Consider the following 19,601-nt stretch of genomic DNA (forward strand, 5'->3'; position numbering starts at 1 on the left):
CGAGTTATCCCATCATGAAAAAAGATGATTTCACCATTTGGATATTCACTAGACCTGCCAACACGTCCTGAAATTTGGATCAGAGCAGCTGCGTCAAAATGGATTCGCCCGCACCAATTACTGCAACTTGCACGTTTGGTATCGTAATACCACGTTCTAAAATTGTCGATGTTAACAAACCTGGAATTTTTCTTTGACGAAGTTTCATGACTTTTTCTTTTCTATCTGCATCTTGTGAATGGACTGCTTCGAGAGCTGGATATTTTCCTTTAAGTATATCAATTGCTTGTTCGATCAAATCAATCGATGGAAAAAATAAAAGGAATGGTTCATTTTCAGCTATTTTCTCATCTATCCAAGCGGTTAATTTTTTGGGGAGTTGTCCTTTCGCAAATGCCTTATCATATCTCCATAAAGACTGGAATTTTGGAATCGGTAATGGATATCCGTGAAACCGCTTAAATATTTTAGACACATGTGCTACTTGTTTTAATAACTCAGTTGAAGGTGTCGCTGAGACATAAACAATTGGTGCTTCTTTTTTCTTCGCTTTGACTACAGCTCTTTTTAACGCCATATCATATGAATATGGAAACGCATCTGCTTCATCTACAATCATGACATCAAAAGCATTTTCAAAACGATACAATTGATGCGTCGTCGCAATTACTAGCTGTGCAAATCCATTCTCTTCGGGCGCATTTCCATACAAACTGTGGATTATTGTATTTGGAAACGCCGCCCGTAGCCTTGGAGTTAGCTCTAATACTACGTCTGTTCGAGGAGCAGCCAGACAAACGCGCATCCCTTTCTTTAATGCTTCAAAGATAGGAGAAAATAATAATTCCGTTTTACCAGCTCCACATACTGCATAAATAAGATGATCATTTTTTTGCGAAACGCTTTTTTGGACTTCTTGTGAGGCTCGTTGTTGTAGGGGAGTTAAGTTGCCAGTCCAATTAAATGAATGGCTTTGAAGAGTTTGTGGTGTGGGAAGCGCCCATGTAATTAATTCTGTACAAGAACTGATGCGCCCCATCTTGATACAATGCCGACAGTAATAACACATTTTCTGACACGTATCACAGTAAAAAGGAATTATTTTTCCAGGTGATTTTTCAAGACATCTTGTACATTGTTTACCGTCTACTATTCCGAGACGAACCGTAATCGATCCATTTGATATTGCCTGATTTACTTGTTCGTTCGAAAATGGGATGAAATGTCTGAGCCATATTCTGCCCGCTAAAAACTCTTCTAATTGCGTCATTTGTAACCACCTTTCGATTGAGAAAAAGCCTCAGCAGGTTTTATTTTTCTACCCAACCAAGACCCATTGCTCCTTCTCCTAAATGCGTACCAATAACTGGTCCAAAACTAGAAATTTCAAAATTCACTAGTGGGCAAATCATTTCTAATTCTTTTTGCCACTGTTTTGCTTCTTCTAGCCGATTTGCGTGAATAATCGTGGCTTTTAGCTTTTTGTCACCTTTACTTGCATCTTTTAATAAGTCTACAATGCGATTCATTGCTTTTTTGCGCGTCCGAATTTTTTCAAACGGCACAATGACTTTGTTTTCAAAGTGCAAGATTGGTTTGATTTGCAACATGCCCCCGACTAAAGCTTGTGCACTAGACAATCGTCCTCCACGTTGCAAGTGTTTTAAATCTTCAACCATGAAATAAGCACGCAATGTTTTTTTCATTTCGTGTAGTTCAGCTAAAATTGCTTGAGCACCTGCTCCATCTCTGGCCATCTCGGCGGCTTTCACTGCATAAAATCCTTGCAATGCACAAGTAAGCTCCGAATCAAACGAATAAACTTTTATGCCATCAACCATTTCAGCTGCCTGCATGGAGCCTGCATAAGTTCCACTAATGCCGCTCGATAAGTGAATCGAAACGATTTCATCATAATGAGCTGAAAGCTGATCGTACAATTCCACGAACTCTCCTATAGGTGGCTGTGAAGTTTTCGGGAATTCCTCTTTCGCTTTTTGATAAAAATCTTCTGCAGTCAATTCCGCTTCTTTAAAAGACGTATTTCCAAAAGTGACTTCTAACGAAACCGTATGAATATCGAGCCTTTCCAACGTTTCGGTCGGTAAATAAGACGTGCTATCTGTTACAATTGCTGTTTTCATCAATAAATCAGCCTCCTCTGCTAGTTTATCAAAATTTGACATAGAAAAGACATAAATAAAAAGACTAAACAAAAAAATTCCCGCAATGTGCGAGAATTTTAATTATTGGTTGCCCACTAGATGAACCCCGCTTACTTTCCATTCGTCGTTTTCTTTTTTGAAAATGACTACTTGACGAGCTGTTTGCTCGACAGCATCATTAGAATTTGCAGCTTTCATCTTTACATTAAGGGAAGCAAAAACTTCTGCACGATTTTCTTCGTATTTTACAATGGTCTCATCGCTTGTTTCATATACGCTATCATAAGCTTCAAAAGCTTGAACTAAAGCGGCTTTATCTTCCTCCCGATCAAATCCTTCGGGGTCTTGCGCAATGGTATTCATATATCGATCAATGTCTTCAGAATTAAATGCTTCTATATATTCTTTATAAGCAGCCAATAATTGACTCGCCGGTTCTTCAGGTACATCCGCTGCTATAATAGTGCCTTGGTCATCTACTGTAAAACCAACATCTTCTGTCTTTTCTTTCGTTTCTTCCTTTTCTTCAATCCCGTGGTTGACCGCATTGTTTTCGCTAGTTGCATTACCATCTTCGACCGTGTTTTCATTGATTGAAGGTTCTTCGGAACTTGAACAGGCAGCTAGTGTCAAAATAAGGCTTGCCGCTATAATCATTTTTTTCATCATGCATTCCTCCTGCGCTTCATTTTGCCATAGGGAGATAGTGAATACAATGAAGAAACTGTGTCATCTGTCAAAACAGAATTTTTTTCTATTTTACGATACACTAGTATGTACATAAAAAGGAGGGACTCAAATGGAAAAAAGAGATGCTCGACAAATTCTAGAACAAAAAATGAAAGAAACGCGTCCCCAATGGAGTCGAAAAAAATCTGCTCAACCAAAAAAATATAAATCAAGTATGCAAAAAGTAGAAAATTACGTAGTATTAGATTTTGAAACTACTGGCTTACGTGCAGGAAATGATAAAATCATTCAAATTGGTGCCGTTAAATACATCAATCACGAGCGCAAAGAAACTATGTATTTAATGGTAAATCCCCAATGTTCTATATCTAGCACAATTACACGAATTACTGGAATCACCAACAAAGATGTAGAAAATGCACCAGTCATTGAAGAAATCGCCCATGAACTCGTTGCATTTATTGGCGGTATGCCTATCATTGCACATAACGCACCTTTTGATATGGGCTTTCTTTATGCACTTGAAGACATCACACCGATTCCCGAATACACAGTAATTGACACAGTTCGTCTAGCAAGAAGAGCGATCACACAAACACCTAATCACAAATTAACTACCTTAACCGCTTTTTTAAAGCTCGAACACGACGCCCACGATGCACTTGGCGATTGCCTAGCAACAGCAGCCATCTACCAATACTGCTACGACAAGTTATAAGAAAAGCGAAGGTGCATAATAGCAGCTTCCTCTTTCAGACTGTAGAAAAAGTCTCATTAAAGTGAATAGCGGTGTATTACTTCCAAGCGTGCTAACCACTTCGCTTTCCGTGGGCTCAGCTTCAGTCTCCTCGTCACTAACGTTCCTGCGGGGCCTTCAGCTCTCGCTGTCCCACAGGAGTCTTCGTGGCCAGCCCGCTTGGAATATTCTTGCTTATATTAAGTGAGTTATCTTAGTCTACTTTCTACCAATAAAAACGTTACGAAGTCTTTTAACTAGTCACTCAAGGATCTGGAGCATCAGACGGCGACTCCTGCGGAAGAACGGAGTGATGAGACCCCGCAGGAGCTTGCGACGAGGAGGCTCAGCACTTCGTCCGCGGAAAGCGTCCGTTTGTTGCGGAGGATCCCATATAAATACGAAACAATGAATTACTATTCTTTTGTCTACAAGCTAAAAGAGGAAGCTGCATAATAGCAGCTTCCTCTTTTTTCATTACCTTACTTCAACCCAACCATTTTTGATAGCAGTTACAACTGCTTGTGTACGGTCATTCACTTGCATTTTTTGTAAAATACTTGATACATGGTTTTTAACTGTTTTTTCAGAGATAAACAAAGTTTCACCAATCACTCGATTGCTTTGGCCGTCTGTTAATAACTGAAGAACTTCGCTTTCGCGCTTTGTTAAAAGATGGTACGGGCGGCGGATTTCCGTTTGGTGGAAAGAGCCTTTATTTTCACGTTCACTCAACCGACGGAATTCCATTACTAAGTTGCGTGTAACTTTAGGGTGTAAATAAGATCCACCTTTTGCTACCACTTTAATCGCTTGAATAATAGCATCTGCATCCATTTCTTTAAGCATATAACCTAAAGCACCTGTTTTAAGCGCGTGAGTCACATACGATTCATCATCGTGAATGGACAGCATAATGACTTTTGCATCTGGAAATTGAGCAATCAATTCAGCTGTAGCTTCTACACCATTTTTTTGTGGCATATTAATATCCATCAATACCACGTCTGGTCTGTTTTCTTCATATAATTTAATGACTTCGCCACCGTCTCCACCTTCGGCAACGACTTCAAACGAGCTTTCAAAATCTAAAATTCTTTTTACACCTTCACGGAATAGTTGGTGATCGTCAATGATTATTATTTTTGTCATTATGTCGTCCTCCTCGAATACCCTATCTTACATACCCTTTTTAAAAGGTATATGAAACATTAAGATTGTTCCGTTACCAGGTGAGGAATTGATAATCAAGTTGCCTTCGACTAATTCAATCCGTTCTCTCATCCCTGTTAACCCAAAAGATTGATTTTTCACAATCCCTTGATCAAAACCTATACCATTATCTGTCACCATGATTTGCACTTGGTTCTTCAACCATTTCATTTCTACCTTAATATCATTTGACTTACCGTGGCGGATTGCGTTTGATATCCCTTCTTGTACAAGACGAAAAATGGTCGTTTCATAATTATTCGGCAACCGTTCTTCTTTTCCGCTTGAAAGAAACTTCAATCCAACCCCTTTATTATATTCTTCAATTGTATCCATGTACTTCTTTAAAGTAGGGACTAGCCCGAGATCATCAAGTGTCATTGGGCGCAAATCATAAATGATTCTTCTCACTTCGGTAAGTGCCTGTCTAACCATTTCTTTTAATGCAGTAATTTCTTGAAAAGCAGGTTCAGGACCTTTTTCGCGATACGTTCTTTCAATCAAATCTGAACGAAGTAGAACATTTGCCATCATTTGAGCAGGTCCATCATGGATTTCTCTAGATAAACGCTTTCTTTCTTCCTCTTGCACTTCAATGATACGGAGGCTATAATCTTGAAATGTCTTATTCTTATCGATAGCTTCGTCCACATTTTCATAATCTGAAACCAAATAACTGCTAGCGACATTTATTTGATTGACTAAGCTTTCAGCTCGTTCAATCGTCTGAAGTAAAATTTGAAGCCGACGCTGCAACTTATCCCGTCGTTGGCGACATTTTTTTTCATCATTGCGATTAACAGATAATTCTACTTGAAGATCATTTGCCTGTTCGTAAACTTGACGAACTTCGCTTTCAGTAAAAGAACTAAAAAATTGAGATACTTCCGCTAAACGCCTTCGTGCTGCACGCGTCTTTTCTTCTAAAAGATCTCCAGTTTCAATAATCGCTGAAATTTCCACACGGACATCTTCTAGTTCATTTTTCATCTCTTCATAACTTTGGCGACTTTCTTCACTAATGACGAAAATATCTTGTTTTGCCTGTTCCATCCCATCTAACATTGCATTAAAAATAGAATCAGGTATGTTCCCACCGATTTTCTTTGCCATTTCAAACCCGCCTTAGCTATACTGACTGTGTCTAGGTATGAGCCTTGCTTCTTTATACCTTGTCGGTTGTAATAAGTATATCACTATATACGCAAGTAAATGTTAAATATACATTACAAATTATCTGATTTCATTTTACAACAGGAGGAGTTAAATTGCGAGAAAATTACACAACTGTAGGCGATTCTGGCAGTGCAGAAATACTTATCCAAAAATCTAGGTTTATTGGACATGCTGCACGGGCTGAAACTGAACAGCAAGCCATTGAGTTTATCAATTCGATTAAACTGCTACATAAAACCGCTACCCATAATTGTTCAGCATACCTGATAGGTGAACACGACTCAATCCAAAAGGCGAATGATGACGGAGAACCTAGCGGAACTGCTGGATTTCCTATGCTCGAAGTTTTAAAAAAACAAGGTTTGAAAGATACTGTCGTTGTAGTTACTCGCTATTACGGTGGCATTAAACTAGGTAGTGGTGGACTGATACGAGCTTATGGAAAAGCCGTTTCAGCTGCTCTTACAGCCGCTGGAGTTGTGGATAGACGATTACACTTTTTAATGAAAACCTCTATTGATTACACGTGGCTTGGAAAGCTTGAGAATGAAATACGCCAATCACCGTTTCCACTAGATCACCTAGAATATACTGAGGGTGTAGACCTGTATATTTATGTTCCCATTGAAAAAAAGATGGAATTTATCGATTGGATAAATGGACTGACAAACGGACAGGCTCATATTAGTACTGTGGACAGTCAGTTTCTTGAATTCGATCTCCTTTAAATTCTTTTCATTTACGCATGCGAAGAATCACTGTATAATATCAAAAGAATAGAAAAATGAAATATTTTCACTACCCAAATTTTATACAAACACACGTAGTATTCATCATTAAGATTGGATTAATCCGAACTAATTACTCGGTTGGCCCATAACCGATAGAGGAGCAACTTACATGAACCGAAAATATTATCGGAAAACCAAAAATAACAAAAAGCGGACCATTCTTGTAATAATTGCTACTTTAGCCGTTTCCTTACTTATTTGTGTATCAGCATATGGAATATACTTAATTAAGAAAGCCGAAACAGCTGTAGATACGGCTTTTGAACCCGCGGGCAATATAAATGAGGATATCGAACCGCTTACTGACAATATTTCCATTCTATTTATAGGCGTGGATGATAGTGAAGAACGAAATCAAAGTAATAACAATATCCGTTCCGATGCACTGGTTCTCGCTACTTTAAACAATGAAGATAAATCGATTAAACTCGTGAGCATCCCGCGTGACACATACACCTTTATCCCTGACAGCGGAAGAGAAGATAAAATCACTCACGCCTATTCATATAACGGACCGAGTTCAACTATCGAAAGTGTGGAAAATTTATTAGAAGTTCCAGTCGATTATTACCTTCGTATGAATTTTGATGCATTTATCGAAGTGATTGACGCTCTCGGAGGCATTAAGGTCGAGGTACCTTATGATATTATCGAACAAGATGAAAATGATTCACAAAATGCCATTGAATTAAAAGAAGGAATCCAATTCCTTAACGGTAGTGAAGCTCTTGCACTTGCAAGAACTCGTCATTACGATAATGATATCGAACGCGGAAAACGCCAACAGATGATATTAGAATCAATCATGAATAGAGCGGTATCAGCGGATTCTATCACCAAGTATGGAGACGTATTTGAAGCAGTCGGAGATAATATGAAAACAGATCTAACTTTCAAAAACATAAGTTCATTGTTTGAATACGCCAAAAACGGTAAACCAGATGTCGAAACAATCACTCTTGATGGGTATGATGATATGTCTACCGGAATTTATTACTGGAAACTTAAAGAAGAATCGTTAACAGAAACCCAAGATATTTTACAAAGTCATCTTGGATTAAAAACTGACACATCTAATTTGACCCAAATAGAATCAAACTCAGAGGTTGCTGACTTCCAAACTGAAGACAACAAAACACCACAGTAAAAAACTGTGGTGTTTTTTTCTAACTAAAATACTTCTTATATAAAATTTGATTCTATTCTCTATCAAAAAAGAGTGAGTTTGAAGCGTATGCTTCAAACTCACTCTTTTCACTTACCAATTAGTCGAACTAGATTTAACAATGGACGGTAATTCTTCCCTGCCAATCCGACTACTTCTACAAAAAGTTCAATTGCTAGTAACATTACGCTAATTAGCAATATGCCTCCCCATAAAGTCGATTGAGAGAATAAAAGAGCTGCCAATCCGAACAAAGCTGCAATTCCGTAAATGATTAACACCGTCTGACTATGTGAAAAACCAATGTTCAACAAGCAATGATGCAAATGAGATTTATCGGCTTCTGAAATCGATTTTTTCTCACGAACACGACGAACAATTGCGAAAAATGTATCTGAAATTGGCACACCTAGTATAATAATTGGGATAATTAACGCTACAACTGTAACGTTTTTGAAGCCCATTAATGCCAAGACCGAAATCATGAACCCTAAAAACAATGCACCTGTATCTCCCATGAAAATTTTGGCGGGGTGAAAATTATAAACTAAAAATCCTGATGTGCTAGCTGCTAATAGCGCCGCCATTGACATAACATACACATCGCCCATAATAAATGCCATAGCTGCTAACGTTAGCAAAGCAACTGTTGATACCCCAGCTGCCAACCCATCAAGACCATCAATTAAGTTGATGGCATTGGTAATTCCAACTATCCATAAAATCGTCAATGGAATACTAAAATAGCCGAAATCCAAGACGCCTCCAAAAGGTAAGTTAATAAAGGAAATTTCGAGGCCACCACCAACGACAACAATTCCCGCAGCTACGAGCTGCCCAATTAATTTCGCTTTGGCACTGATTTCATACATATCATCTAGTACACCTGTAATAATAATTAATAGAGCACCTAAAATAATCGCTGTTTCAATCGGTATAAATGAAGCTTCAATAGCATTCGAAATTGGATCTTGAGGTTTTAATATGAAATATGCGATTAAAAATGACCCAAAAATGGCCAATCCGCCTAAACGCGGCATAATTCTCGCATGAACTTTTCGATAATTTGGTCGGTCGACTGCACCTACGCGAAAGGCAATGCGTTTAACAACCGGTGTTAGCACAATCGAAGCTATAAATGCCAAGACCATCATGAGGTATAGCATGTCTTCCCTCCTTAAAATAACTTTTACACATACTTATTCATTGATATTATAGCATGACTGCACAAGAAATAAAGAAAAACCTGCTTATACACTATGTTTTCCTTTGGGTTTTCTAAATATAAGACGTTCATCTACTTTATAAAGTTTCTACCCTTTTACCTTTTTCTTAAACTAATTTACTCCTTACTCTATTAAAAAAGCGCACTCCTAAGAATTTAACTTTAAAAGTGCAAAAAAGTAATATTACCTACTGATAACTCTTAAAAATAAGTATTTTTAATTACTTTTAGGTAAAAATGTGATATATTAAATAGACTATAATATTAATTTCATTATTTGATAAGGAGTGTAAGCCAAATGGATGAGACGCTTCAAAACTACTCACTGAAAAAGGTGTGGACACCTTGGGATGAAGCTGCTGTATTGAAAATGGATTATCAATCCCGCGCAGATCTTGCGAAAACAATTACCTGTGAAGGATTACTTGTTGACTTGTCTATGGATCAGCATGCTGAAGTAAGATCAGGTGTTGCTACAAACATTCATACTCCTCTTTGTACTTTAACAAGGTTAAGCAATGAAGATTTATGTATTACAGTAAAAAGTTCCGCAAAACAAACTTTAATCAGCCTTCAATTAACATCAAAATAAACTTTTGATGTTTAGTTACTACTTTAGATGGCTATTGTATTAACAACAAAAAATTTGAAGGAGGAATCATTAATGAGTGATAATAACGGCTTTTCAGACAAACTAAAAGGTGCTGTGAACAAAGGCAAAGGCGAGATTAAAGACCAAGTTGGAAACGCTACGAATGATACCGATAAGCAAGTTGAGGGTAAAATGGATAAAGCAAAAGGCCATGTCCAAGATAAAATTGGAGATTTCAAAAACAAGAATGAAAAATGATAAAAGCCCAGCTAGAAAGCTGGGCTTTTATTTATGTTTTTTAAAGTTTTCAAATATTAAATCACTCTGTTATAATAAGTATCCGTATATACAAGTTATTTACGGAGGAGCTTATGATGGAAAAGAATGCGCTTACAAAAATAGATACTTTAACTTTAGGACTTATGCTTTTTGCCCTGTTTCTAGGTGCTGGGAATATCATCTTTCCCCCTTATTTAGGACAACTTGCCGGTGACCAATTAATCTTAGCCATCTTTGGCTTTTTATTAACTGGCGTCGGGCTCCCTTTACTTGGTATTTTAGCAATCGCTAAAGCAGGTGGAGATTTACAGTCGATTGCAGGACGTGTCCATCCCGTTTTCGGAATCGTTTTCACATTAATTGTTTATTTAGCAATTGGTCCTTTCTTTGGGATTCCACGTACAGCAACCGTGGCATTCGAAATTGGGGCTGCTCCTTTTTTGCCATCTACCCTGACTGAATCTTTTTGGCCATTAACAATTTTCACACTAGCTTTCTTTACAATTACTGTTTTGTTTGCGATGAATCCTACAAAACTTGTTGATAGAATCGGTAAAATTTTAACTCCCCTATTAATAGCGGTTATTGGCATGCTAGCGATAAAAAGCTTTATCAACCCCATGGGCTCTATAAATTCACCTGTTGGAAATTATGACACTGAAGCATTTTTCGAAAGTTTTTTACAAGGCTATCTAACTATGGATGCCATTGCTGCTTTAGTGTTTGGAATCGTTATCATCCAGTCAATTCGAAGTAAAGGCGTTACAGATACCCGAGTTATTTTAAAGACTACGGCATATGCTGGATTTATTGCAGCTATTGGGTTGTCTACTGTTTACTTATCTTTAAGTTATATTGGAGCTACGAGTGTCGAAGCTATCGGCTTACAAGATAACGGTGGTATTATCATCGCTATGGCTTCCCGAGTACTTTATGGTGAAATCGGAGGAATCATTTTATCTGTAGCAATTACCTTTGCCTGTTTGACTACGTCTATTGGACTGGTATCTGCTACCGCCCAGTTTTCGTTTAAAATTTTCCCTAAGATTTCTTATATGAGTTATGTTTTGTTTTTTGCGATTTTCTCCGCGTTTATAGCAAACATTGGGTTAACTCAATTAATTGCAATCTCTCTACCAGTATTGCTCGCTATTTATCCAATCGCTATAGTTTTAGTGATTTTATCATTTTTTGATCGTATTTTTTATCGAAAACCTTTTGTCTATATACTCGCGTTATCTACAACGGCAGTTATTAGCATATTCGATGCTTTACGCTCATCAGGTATCTCTTTTGAGCAACTAGATTCCATCTTCCATCTTCTTCCGCTTTTTGAACAAGGAATTGGTTGGGTTTTACCATCTACAATTGCCACGTTAATAGGAATTCTTATCGCTCGAACTGCACACAAGAATAACTAAAAAAGCGTTCCCGAAACATTTCGGGAACGCTTTTTATTATTTAGAATAGTCTGGGTGTCGGCGGAGTCGTATTATCGGAATCTCTTTTATGTTGTATATCACGGTGTTCATCAGGATTGTTTCCTTGATCATTATTAGATTCCTCAAACTCCCTACCAAATGGGGCAGGTCCTAAGTTCGGATCTACTCCCGGTGAAGGTTCATCCTGTCTGCGATTAACACCTTTTTCACGCAATAATTCATCTTGACTGTCTTTGTTTTGGAGACCCGGTTCATGATCCATTTCTTTTCGTTGTCTAGTGTGTTCTTCTTTATTTAATCCTCCAGTAGGGTGAATTTCATCTCCTTTTAATCGAGAATCTTGGAAACGATCATGTTCACCAGCACGAGCATGTTGATCTTCTCTTGAAACTTCACGTGTGTAAATTTCATCTGGGTCATGATGTTTTTCTGTATATCGGGAAACAGGATCTGAATCTGGAGTCCCTGCAGTTTCGGCTTCTAAATCCATTGGTGCGTTCGAATCATCTAAAGAAGAAAAGTGCTCATCTTCAGGGGTTGCCACGTCTCCATCTGTATATAGAAGAACAGCCCCTTTTTCAATTCTACGTTCGTAATCATCCGTTCTTTCTTTACTCAAATTAAAGCGATCTAACTCTTTTCTGACTATATCTTTTCCACTAAAAAAAGATTTGAAACGATTCGAAAAAGAGTTTGCTCGATCAGCAGAGACTCCTGATTTCCCAGCAGACTCTACAATTTCTTTGTCGTTTGCCAATAGGTGGATATCTTTTTCATGATATCCTTTCGCCTTTAATAGTTGTAACGTATGTTCCATTTCTGATTTGCTATAAACGATTTCAAACTCTTGATTTCCTGATTTCATTGTTTTGTACCTCCTGTGTGCTAGATTACTTTTACTTACCCTGTTCTTCTTATTACTAAAACCTATCTATAGAAGACTCTTACTCTTAAGATATACGCTGAAAGATTTTATTTATATTTTTTATCGTTTTGGCTATGTTTTTCAGATTCGCTAGAGCCACCTCTAGTTTTTTGAATTTCGGATTTTTCCTCTGTTGTAAAAGAATTGTGATGCTCATCTTTTATTAGAGTTGCATCTTGCATAAATGTTTCTCCTCGTGCAAAACGATCTTCTTGTTCATCGAAATTATTATCAACCGAATTGATAAATTGATGTCTTTGTTGTTCATTAGGATCTTTAGACTCTATTCCATCTTCCTTGCTAGAAATTTCATCAAGAATCGTTTTGTGATCTTCATCTTCATATATAAGTATTCCATCTTTGGCAAGGTCGCTTGTGTAACGGGATGTCTCTTCTTCTGAAAGCTTCAATGATTTTACTCCTGCACGAATCCCACTGTCTCCTGTAATAAATCCTTTGAATTTATCAGTAAATGTATCAACATCTGTACCTTCTAAAGAAATGTTCTCAAAATGCTTTGTATCTTTAGCCATAACATGAAGATCCCGCTCTTTATACCCAGAAGCTTTCAAGTCATTAATCTTCTCCAGTAAATCATTTTCTGAGAATACGACTGCTAGAACTTTATTGTGTGATCTCATATAAAAAACCTCCATAAATTTAATAGACACTGTATTCTGTCTTTACCCATTACTGAACAATCCTTAACGTGCTTTGACATTAGATTTTTCATAAGGAGTAAAAAGCTATATAAATACCAAGTATAAGGGCAAATTAAACAAAAATCTTTCCCCACCAACAATAACCAATTCAAAATACCTAATAAAATTACTAATTTGGAATTTTTTAATTTTACATTTTGTGTAGTAAGCATATTTTCCCTTTTTTTCAAATTCGCCCATTTCTAAAATAAAAAAGCAGTCTATTTTGAAAATTGATGATATCATAGATGAAAGATGTTAAAAAAGTGAAATATAGGATGTGGAGGCGGCTATTATCGTACTTGGCGATCTATTTTCTTCTTATTTTTCGGATGGTCCGAGGAAGACGGAAAACAATTCTCCTACCTGGCTGACAGAAGTACTGCCCTTACAGAAAGAAAGGAGAGCAGTAATGGACACGGGAATGCGTTTAAAATACCATCGTTTGAAGCAAAAAATCAGTTTAGAAGAATTCTCCTCTGGCATACTGTCTCCCAGAGAGCTTAAGAAAATTGAAAGTGGCGTCAAAGACCCGGCATTAAAAGAACTCGAGGCTTTGTGCAAGAAACTGGCTATACCTTTAGCCCCTAAAGATAATCCAATCGGAAAAGTTCTCGTAAAGAACTTTAAAAACTCTTTGTTGCACCCTCAAAACAAAGCTGAAATCATGGAGCAGTACAATGACATCCAAGGGCATCCTTTATTACACGCTGATGAAGATGTCGAGTTGGAATATTGTATTCAACAAATTAGGTATTACATTATCACTGGAGATTTGGATAGTGCTGAAGAAAAAATCAAAGAAATGGAACGTTTCAGAGAGTTTATGAGCCAGGAACAGTTTTACTTGTTTCATAAGTACAACGGTAACTACAATTATATTCTCAATGATTACGAGAAAGCGTTGAAAACTTATCTGGTTGCAGAAAAAATCGCGCCGAACACCATCTCCGCTTCAGAACTTGGCGACCTTTATTATTCAATCGGAATTTCCAGCACTAATTGCAGAGAAACAGAAAAAGCTTTTAAGTATACTGAAATGGCATTAAAAATTTATCAACAGGAATTTATTCCAAAGCGTATTGTAGAATGCCATTTGAACATCGCAATAACGCATCAGCATTTTGGCAATTTCAAAATGTCGATGGATCATTACAAAAATGCTTTAACCATCGGCAATAAATTAGAAATTGATATTTTACGATTTACAACAGAATTTAATCTAGGTTATTCATATTTTTTATTTCAAAATTATAACCAATCTATTACTCATATAGAAAATTCATTAAAATACATTCACCCAGAATATACTGCTGACCTTTTATTAAGTTACTGTATTTTAATTAAATGCCAATATGAAGTAAAGAATTTCGATGCTGCAAGAGAATGGCTTCGTAAAGGCATGGAAATTGTTGAAAATAAAAAATTAAATATAAATTCTCCAACAAACCATATATTTAAAGAAGCCTATATTGAATTTATATGTTTAGTACATCTTTTAGATGAGAACTATGAAGACTTTGAAGATTATGTACTAAATCAATTGATTCCGAGCCTTGAAGCTACAGATAATTATTTTGAAAGCGGATATTACTTCGGACATTTGGGTAAATTATATTATGAGCAAGAACGTTATAAAGAAGCTGCTGAAATATTGAATAAAGCAAAAGAATCGTATAAGAAGATTAATACATTATTTGGGGAGTGAATGTAATGAAAAAAGGAATTACCATTTTATTTTTCTCTGTTCTTGCAATTAACGGTTTATCATTCGGCATCAATTTAAATTCTGATAATGAAGTTGCTGTTCAAGCTCGTGTTCCTGAACCTTGGGCTGTTGGCACTGAAGTTGCTGTTCAAGCTCGTGTTCCTGAACCTTGGGCTGTTGGCACTGAAGTTGCTGTTCAAGCTCGCGTCCCTGAGCCTTGGGCTGTTGGCACTGAAGTCGCTGTTCAAGCTCGTGTTCCTGAGCCTTGGGCTGTTGGCACTGAAGTCGCTGTTCAAGCTCGCGTTCCTGAGCCTTGGGCTGTTGGCACTGAAGTCGCTGTTCAAGCTCGTGTTCCTGAGCCTTGGGCTGTTGGCACTGAAGTCGCTGTTCAAGCTCGTGTTCCTGAGCCTTGGGCTGTTGGCACTGAAGTCGCTGTTCAAGCTCGTGTTCCTGAGCCTTGGGCTGTTGGCACTGAAGTCGCTGTTCAAGCTCGTGTTCCTGAGCCTTGGGCTGTTGGCACTGAAGTTGCTGTTCAAGCTCGTGTTCCTGAACCTTGGTCTGTTGGATCTTCAAAATTATAATTTTTCAATAAAAAGAAGGAAGTTGCTTATACTTTAAGCAACTTCCTTCTTTTTATTGATTTTGCTTTTTATCTATTAAGCATTCTTCAACAAACCGGTTAAAAATATTCATTGAAGCTTCATCGCCTTGAAGAGCAAATTCTTCCGGATGCCACTGAATTCCCATAGCAAATTGGTGATGTTTACTTTCCAATGCTTCAACTAACCCGTCAGCAGCATAGGCAGCTACAGTAAGCTGTGGTGAAACATCTTTTACGCCTTGGTGATGGAAAGAATTTACGTTAAATTTTTTCTCTTTCATAATATCATATAATAAACTGTCATCTTCTAAAATTACAGAGTGCGTTCGATGCGTTCGCATCGCTTTTTGTTTGTGTTGATGTAGTTCCCCTTCAAATTGAGATTCTAAATCTTGATAATTAGTACCTCCTAAGGAAACATTAAACATCTGCAAACCTCGGCACATCCCAATAAATGGCTTATCTAACTCAAGAAACTTTAGTATTAGTTCTTTTTCGTACTTATCACTTCCTGGATAAACAGCTCCGAGCTTTAAATGTGGTTCTTCTCCGTATAGAGTGGGGTTAATATCACCACCACCAGTGACAATCAGACCATCTAACCTTTCACATAATAATGGAATATCTTCCTCATCTACGATAGGTACTATTAACGGCAATCCTCCTGCGCGTAAAATTGCTCTTCCATATACAGGATCAAGCGAATAAGTTTGGTTTTCTTCAACTCGAGCAGTTATGCCAATTACTGGCTTATCTTTTTTCGCCATGTTTTCCCTCTTCTCTACTTGATTGCATCATGCATTTTATTCTATACCCTGTCTCTTAAAATCTATAAACATTTTGATATATTTTTTACTTACTATTTTCAAATTTATGGTAATACATATTGGCAGGAGATTTATACAAAGGGATAGGTAATGCGTATTGTGAAAACTTATTCATCAATTTTTTATCAAGTTCATAAACGACTAGATTACACAGAAAGTGAAATAAAAGATGAACAAAAGAAAAAGGCGAATTCATAAGCGAATCGGCCTCCATTGAAATTACTCTTGTATTAAATTTCATTTACTGTTTTCTCTAAAGGATCAAAGCGAAACCGCACTAAATCAACCTGATCATTAGAGTCGACTTCAACACCTTCTTTTTGAAGTAGCTTTCTTTGGGAAAATCGTCCTTCTTCATCATTAAGTGCAATTTGACCTTGCTTGTTGACGATTCTATGCCAAGGTAAGTTATGTTTGTCACTCATACTGTGGAGGATTCTCGTCACTTGCCTAGCTGCTCGAGGACTGCCAGCTATCGCAGCGACTTGCCCATATGTCATGATTTTACCTGCTGGAATCTGTTTTATTATATTTAATGCTTTTTCAGTGAAGGTCTGCATTTCTTCATCCATCCTATTGCGCTTTTTTCTTTTGACTCTCAACTTCCATTAATAAACGTCCACTTTTATAATCTTCCAGAAGCTCCTGTACAAACTCATATAATGGTAAATTCCCTGTATCTTTCGCAAGCCCGTTGCTTTCGGCGTGCACACACTTATAATACTCTACCATTCTACCAACTAATTCCTCAAGACCTTCAAGCGACTGTTCATCATCATGTTTTAATGGACGTTTTGAGTCAATGGCTGTTGCCTCATTTAAATATAAAAACTTCATTTGGTCGATATCGTCAATAGTTTGATCAAATAGCTGCTGGTTTCGATCTAATCGATAAAAGCTTCTCCAATAAACAAAAATTTCTTTTGCGATACCCAGCTTTTTCGCTCCAAGGGAAGAATTCAACCCTTCTACTACACATATTTCATGCATAATTTTCCTCAAAGACTTTTTATATTCTCTTTCTACCACACCTTTATATTGCATATACTTCATGATTAACCCTCCCAGGAATAATTAGATATTTCTATATCTACGAATAATATCTTCATCTTCAATCGAGACTAAGCTATCGTAAATTTGCTGATCATGAATTTTCTGGCCAAAATAGAATATACTTGGCTCACAGTTAGCAATTCCTTTTTTAATTTGCTTCTCGTTTGTTACATTACCTTGAAAGTCCCCACCTAGATGGAAAAAAGAATAATAGTTATCTTCTCCCCACTCAGCGATTTTTAACAATAATGTTCTCATTGTATTTTCGCTGTAAACATCAGAGACACTGCCTCCAAGATGATAAAATATGGTATCTCCCATCGCAAGTACGTAGCAAGCTGAGACTAGCTTGTTTTCATGATATGCACCAAATAGGTGAAGATCTGACCCCATTGAGCTGATTAGCGCTTCAAAATAATCGTTAGTGAAAAAGTAGTAACTATCCGCTTCCTCTCTTCTTCTTGCGGCTGCATAATACAATACTAGAAATTCAAACATATGCCGCACTGTCCCTAACTTTTTCACAACTAAATCCGCACTGTATTTACTTGTACTATTGTTGCTTAATTGAATTTTTTCAAAAGGATTCTCTATATCCTTTAAGTTAATTGTGTAGGTTTCAAATAATGGAGAAACTTTCAAATAGCTTTGAAAAAAATGAGCATTCTCTTTTAAAGGATGAAAGCGTATATATTCAGCAATTATTTTTTCACTTTGACAATACGCCCTAAAAGCTTTTCTGAAATTCCCAGCTAAATTCGCACGATTTTTTTCTACTTTCAGTAAAGGCCCTCCATATCCAAAGGGAGTAGTCACATCATAAAAAGTAGATCCTCCCTCGCTCACTTGCCTTTTAATAAAAGGATAAACAACTTCCCCATCTCCATCTTTATAGTGAAAAAGAACCGCTTCTCCCGGGTCTAATTTAAGAGCTCCCAAAAAATATTGATTCGTATAGTAAATGTCTGTGATGTGTAATGTATCAAGAATTTTTTTCCAGCGACTACGCTCTTGTATTGATATCAGCTCATACATTCATTCCACCCCTACTTCACCTTGAAAATCATTTGAAAACTGTCTGTAATTGTTGCTCGCTTTCTCCTACTTCTCTATCTCTATTTGCTACATTTTTTATCCCATTAATAACGAATACTAAAAGAGTGCTGAATGTAAGTCCTATAAATGTCGCTATTGCGGTGTAAATTATGATTGCACTTTGACTCGGCTTTCTACTTTCACCTTCAGCTGGTGCTAAAGAAATAATGCTGACATTATCAACTTGTAATGAATTTCTCACTTCTTCCTGAAAAACAACTGCCAAAGTATTAGCGATTTTGCTTGATTCATTATTATCGTAAGACAAAGTAGAAATTGTTAGAACTGGAGAATTATTTGTATAGCTCACATCTATTTGTTTACTAAGATCGGAAACAGAGTTTGCAAATTTAAGTTCTTCACTTACTTTCTCTAACACTTCTGGACTTTTGAGAAAAGCAGCATATGCTTCCGTCACTTGAGCCTCTGGCTTATTGTTTTCTTTTTCTAATTGTGAGCTTGTCAAAGGTTCCCCGATTAGCAACTGACTAGTAGACTGATACTCAGGTTTTAAAAAAAACCCAAAAATGAACATTGTTGTAATCATTAAACAAAAAGTAAAGCTGATTACAAAATAAATTTGTTTTTTATAGCCTACTACCAAATGTTTTATGACTTTCAAATCATTCATTATGGTCTCCTCCTTGTTCAAGAGCGTTAATCTAACTGTTATTTCTAAAAATTCAGATTATTATAGTTCATTTATATCATACTTGAGTGGTTCTATCTACTCTTTTATATATTTTTTTAAATATTTAGATTTTTAAATAAGCATTTAGTCTAAAGACTTAAACCAATTTACGTTAAATGAAAGCAAGTTAGGTATTAAGTTATATTTTCATAAAATTCCCCCTTTACTACAAGCACAAACCAAAAAAAGCATCTCTCAGAAAACCGAGAGATGCTTTTATGTTATTCTTTCCATAATCCGATAATTCCATTCCTCCGATAAATAATTTCTTTTGACTCTAATATTTTTAACACCTTGGTTAAAGTTTGATGAGAGATGTTAATATCGGTCGTAATTTCTTTGATCGTTTTAAAAAGCACACCTTCTTTTGAAGCATTCTTTAAAAAATACTGAATAAATCTTTCTCCAACTTCTGTTATTTTTTCAGTTTCTGATGAAAAGTATTCACGGCAATCATTTAATATCTTCTCTTCTGAAAATACATTTTTTGTGTTGTACACCTGATTCTCTACCACTTTCACCTAACC

At 36.7% G+C, this 19,601-nt stretch carries 22 protein-coding genes; 8 read left to right on the top strand and 14 right to left on the bottom strand.

Going from position 1 to position 19,601, the window contains the following annotated elements:
* Window positions 1–79 precede the first annotated feature (79 nt).
* From BBI08_RS12300 to BBI08_RS12310, 3 genes are all read right to left on the bottom strand, one after another.
* Window positions 80–1,270 (bottom strand): ATP-dependent helicase ComFA, encoded by a 1,191-nt coding sequence (locus BBI08_RS12300; protein WP_335645600.1) that lies wholly within the window; start codon window positions 1,268–1,270, stop codon window positions 80–82.
* A gap of 40 nt (window positions 1,271–1,310) precedes the next feature.
* Entirely contained in the window at window positions 1,311–2,144 is an 834-nt protein-coding gene (locus BBI08_RS12305) for a DegV family protein (RefSeq protein WP_008498170.1), read from the bottom strand.
* Between the two features lie 102 nt (window positions 2,145–2,246).
* On the bottom strand, window positions 2,247–2,834 hold the full coding sequence (locus BBI08_RS12310; protein WP_008498171.1) for a DUF4440 domain-containing protein: 588 nt from the start codon (window positions 2,832–2,834) through the stop codon (window positions 2,247–2,249).
* Between the two features lie 130 nt (window positions 2,835–2,964).
* Here BBI08_RS12310 and BBI08_RS12315 point away from each other — a divergent pair, with 130 nt between their 5' ends.
* On the top strand, window positions 2,965–3,573 hold the full coding sequence (locus BBI08_RS12315) for a 3'-5' exonuclease (RefSeq protein ID WP_008498172.1): 609 nt from the start codon (window positions 2,965–2,967) through the stop codon (window positions 3,571–3,573).
* 495 nt (window positions 3,574–4,068) lie between these two features.
* Here the strand turns inward: BBI08_RS12315 and BBI08_RS12320 are convergent, their stop codons facing one another.
* Together BBI08_RS12320 and BBI08_RS12325 are read right to left on the bottom strand one after the other, a co-directional pair.
* Window positions 4,069–4,743, bottom strand: coding sequence for a response regulator transcription factor (locus BBI08_RS12320; protein ID WP_008431348.1), 675 nt, complete (start codon window positions 4,741–4,743; stop codon window positions 4,069–4,071).
* 27 nt (window positions 4,744–4,770) lie between these two features.
* Window positions 4,771–5,916 (bottom strand): sensor histidine kinase, encoded by a 1,146-nt coding sequence (locus BBI08_RS12325; protein WP_008498174.1) that lies wholly within the window; start codon window positions 5,914–5,916, stop codon window positions 4,771–4,773.
* Window positions 5,917–6,071: 155 nt separating this feature from the next.
* On the opposite strand from BBI08_RS12325, the gene BBI08_RS12330 reads away from it, so the two are divergent.
* Both BBI08_RS12330 and BBI08_RS12335 read left to right on the top strand, forming a co-directional pair.
* Window positions 6,072–6,707 (top strand): YigZ family protein, encoded by a 636-nt coding sequence (locus BBI08_RS12330; protein ID WP_065528157.1) that lies wholly within the window; start codon window positions 6,072–6,074, stop codon window positions 6,705–6,707.
* Window positions 6,708–6,879: 172 nt separating this feature from the next.
* A complete protein-coding gene (locus BBI08_RS12335; protein WP_065528158.1) occupies window positions 6,880–7,917 on the top strand; it encodes an LCP family protein in 1,038 nt (345 codons plus the stop codon).
* 107 nt (window positions 7,918–8,024) lie between these two features.
* Here the strand turns inward: BBI08_RS12335 and BBI08_RS12340 are convergent, their stop codons facing one another.
* Window positions 8,025–9,101, bottom strand: a complete 1,077-nt coding sequence (locus BBI08_RS12340; RefSeq protein WP_008498176.1) for a glycosyltransferase family 4 protein — start codon at window positions 9,099–9,101, stop codon at window positions 8,025–8,027.
* Window positions 9,102–9,458: 357 nt separating this feature from the next.
* On the opposite strand from BBI08_RS12340, the gene BBI08_RS12345 reads away from it, so the two are divergent.
* The 3 genes from BBI08_RS12345 to brnQ all read left to right on the top strand — a co-directional run bounded on the left by BBI08_RS12345 (window position 9,459) and on the right by brnQ (window position 11,452).
* Window positions 9,459–9,752 carry a hypothetical protein gene (locus tag BBI08_RS12345; protein WP_008498177.1) on the top strand — a complete coding sequence of 98 codons (294 nt, stop codon included), beginning with the start codon at window positions 9,459–9,461 and terminating at the stop codon, window positions 9,750–9,752.
* A 72-nt stretch (window positions 9,753–9,824) separates the two neighbouring features.
* Window positions 9,825–10,010: a CsbD family protein gene (locus tag BBI08_RS12350; RefSeq protein WP_008498178.1), complete on the top strand. Its 186-nt coding sequence runs from the start codon at window positions 9,825–9,827 to the stop codon at window positions 10,008–10,010.
* 116 nt (window positions 10,011–10,126) lie between these two features.
* A complete protein-coding gene (gene brnQ, locus BBI08_RS12355; protein ID WP_083383317.1) occupies window positions 10,127–11,452 on the top strand; it encodes a branched-chain amino acid transport system II carrier protein in 1,326 nt (441 codons plus the stop codon).
* Between the two features lie 40 nt (window positions 11,453–11,492).
* On the opposite strand, the gene BBI08_RS12360 is transcribed toward brnQ, so the two are convergent.
* Entirely contained in the window at window positions 11,493–12,338 is an 846-nt protein-coding gene (locus BBI08_RS12360) for a general stress protein (protein WP_008498180.1), read from the bottom strand.
* A 107-nt stretch (window positions 12,339–12,445) separates the two neighbouring features.
* Window positions 12,446–13,039 (bottom strand): general stress protein, encoded by a 594-nt coding sequence (locus tag BBI08_RS12365; RefSeq protein ID WP_008498181.1) that lies wholly within the window; start codon window positions 13,037–13,039, stop codon window positions 12,446–12,448.
* A 472-nt stretch (window positions 13,040–13,511) separates the two neighbouring features.
* Between BBI08_RS12365 and BBI08_RS12370 the strand changes: the two genes are divergently transcribed.
* Window positions 13,512–14,807 carry a helix-turn-helix domain-containing protein gene (locus BBI08_RS12370; protein WP_065528160.1) on the top strand — a complete coding sequence of 432 codons (1,296 nt, stop codon included), beginning with the start codon at window positions 13,512–13,514 and terminating at the stop codon, window positions 14,805–14,807.
* Between the two features lie 5 nt (window positions 14,808–14,812).
* Complete coding sequence (locus tag BBI08_RS12375) at window positions 14,813–15,388, top strand: hypothetical protein (RefSeq protein ID WP_065528161.1); 576 nt, start codon at window positions 14,813–14,815, stop codon at window positions 15,386–15,388.
* 52 nt (window positions 15,389–15,440) lie between these two features.
* Here BBI08_RS12375 and BBI08_RS12380 read toward each other — a convergent pair whose 3' ends face one another.
* From BBI08_RS12380 to BBI08_RS12410, 6 genes are all read right to left on the bottom strand, one after another.
* Complete coding sequence (locus BBI08_RS12380) at window positions 15,441–16,175, bottom strand: gamma-glutamyl-gamma-aminobutyrate hydrolase family protein (RefSeq protein ID WP_008498184.1); 735 nt, start codon at window positions 16,173–16,175, stop codon at window positions 15,441–15,443.
* 290 nt (window positions 16,176–16,465) lie between these two features.
* Entirely contained in the window at window positions 16,466–16,795 is a 330-nt protein-coding gene (locus BBI08_RS12390; protein ID WP_040850957.1) for an MGMT family protein, read from the bottom strand.
* A gap of 13 nt (window positions 16,796–16,808) precedes the next feature.
* Window positions 16,809–17,288 (bottom strand): hypothetical protein, encoded by a 480-nt coding sequence (locus BBI08_RS12395; RefSeq protein WP_008498187.1) that lies wholly within the window; start codon window positions 17,286–17,288, stop codon window positions 16,809–16,811.
* 21 nt (window positions 17,289–17,309) lie between these two features.
* Window positions 17,310–18,323 (bottom strand): GNAT family N-acetyltransferase, encoded by a 1,014-nt coding sequence (locus BBI08_RS12400; RefSeq protein WP_008498189.1) that lies wholly within the window; start codon window positions 18,321–18,323, stop codon window positions 17,310–17,312.
* A gap of 28 nt (window positions 18,324–18,351) precedes the next feature.
* Window positions 18,352–19,014 (bottom strand): YveK family protein, encoded by a 663-nt coding sequence (locus tag BBI08_RS12405; RefSeq protein WP_065528162.1) that lies wholly within the window; start codon window positions 19,012–19,014, stop codon window positions 18,352–18,354.
* 281 nt (window positions 19,015–19,295) lie between these two features.
* Entirely contained in the window at window positions 19,296–19,595 is a 300-nt protein-coding gene (locus BBI08_RS12410; RefSeq protein ID WP_008498192.1) for a replication/maintenance protein RepL, read from the bottom strand.
* Between the last annotated feature and the right edge of the window lie 6 nt (window positions 19,596–19,601).

This window comes from Planococcus halocryophilus (assembly GCF_001687585.2).
Taxonomy (GTDB): Bacteria; Bacillota; Bacilli; order Bacillales_A; family Planococcaceae; genus Planococcus; species Planococcus halocryophilus.

Bases quoted from the DNA above. Each gene is read 5' to 3' on its own strand.
- BBI08_RS12300 (WP_335645600.1), bottom strand. From the start codon at position 1,270: ATGACGCAATTAGAAGAGTTTTTAGCGGGCAGAATATGGCTCAGACAT.
- BBI08_RS12305 (WP_008498170.1), bottom strand. From the start codon at position 2,144: ATGAAAACAGCAATTGTAACAGATAGCACGTCTTATTTACCGACCGAA.
- BBI08_RS12310 (WP_008498171.1), bottom strand. From the start codon at position 2,834: ATGATGAAAAAAATGATTATAGCGGCAAGCCTTATTTTGACACTAGCT.
- BBI08_RS12315 (WP_008498172.1), top strand. From the start codon at position 2,965: ATGGAAAAAAGAGATGCTCGACAAATTCTAGAACAAAAAATGAAAGAA.
- BBI08_RS12320 (WP_008431348.1), bottom strand. From the start codon at position 4,743: ATGACAAAAATAATAATCATTGACGATCACCAACTATTCCGTGAAGGT.
- BBI08_RS12325 (WP_008498174.1), bottom strand. From the start codon at position 5,916: ATGGCAAAGAAAATCGGTGGGAACATACCTGATTCTATTTTTAATGCA.
- BBI08_RS12335 (WP_065528158.1), top strand. From the start codon at position 6,880: ATGAACCGAAAATATTATCGGAAAACCAAAAATAACAAAAAGCGGACC.
- BBI08_RS12340 (WP_008498176.1), bottom strand. From the start codon at position 9,101: ATGCTATACCTCATGATGGTCTTGGCATTTATAGCTTCGATTGTGCTA.
- BBI08_RS12345 (WP_008498177.1), top strand. From the start codon at position 9,459: ATGGATGAGACGCTTCAAAACTACTCACTGAAAAAGGTGTGGACACCT.
- BBI08_RS12350 (WP_008498178.1), top strand. From the start codon at position 9,825: ATGAGTGATAATAACGGCTTTTCAGACAAACTAAAAGGTGCTGTGAAC.
- brnQ (WP_083383317.1), top strand. From the start codon at position 10,127: ATGGAAAAGAATGCGCTTACAAAAATAGATACTTTAACTTTAGGACTT.
- BBI08_RS12360 (WP_008498180.1), bottom strand. From the start codon at position 12,338: ATGAAATCAGGAAATCAAGAGTTTGAAATCGTTTATAGCAAATCAGAA.
- BBI08_RS12365 (WP_008498181.1), bottom strand. From the start codon at position 13,039: ATGAGATCACACAATAAAGTTCTAGCAGTCGTATTCTCAGAAAATGAT.
- BBI08_RS12370 (WP_065528160.1), top strand. From the start codon at position 13,512: ATGGACACGGGAATGCGTTTAAAATACCATCGTTTGAAGCAAAAAATC.
- BBI08_RS12375 (WP_065528161.1), top strand. From the start codon at position 14,813: ATGAAAAAAGGAATTACCATTTTATTTTTCTCTGTTCTTGCAATTAAC.
- BBI08_RS12380 (WP_008498184.1), bottom strand. From the start codon at position 16,175: ATGGCGAAAAAAGATAAGCCAGTAATTGGCATAACTGCTCGAGTTGAA.
- BBI08_RS12390 (WP_040850957.1), bottom strand. From the start codon at position 16,795: ATGCAGACCTTCACTGAAAAAGCATTAAATATAATAAAACAGATTCCA.
- BBI08_RS12395 (WP_008498187.1), bottom strand. From the start codon at position 17,288: ATGAAGTATATGCAATATAAAGGTGTGGTAGAAAGAGAATATAAAAAG.
- BBI08_RS12400 (WP_008498189.1), bottom strand. From the start codon at position 18,323: ATGTATGAGCTGATATCAATACAAGAGCGTAGTCGCTGGAAAAAAATT.
- BBI08_RS12405 (WP_065528162.1), bottom strand. From the start codon at position 19,014: ATGAATGATTTGAAAGTCATAAAACATTTGGTAGTAGGCTATAAAAAA.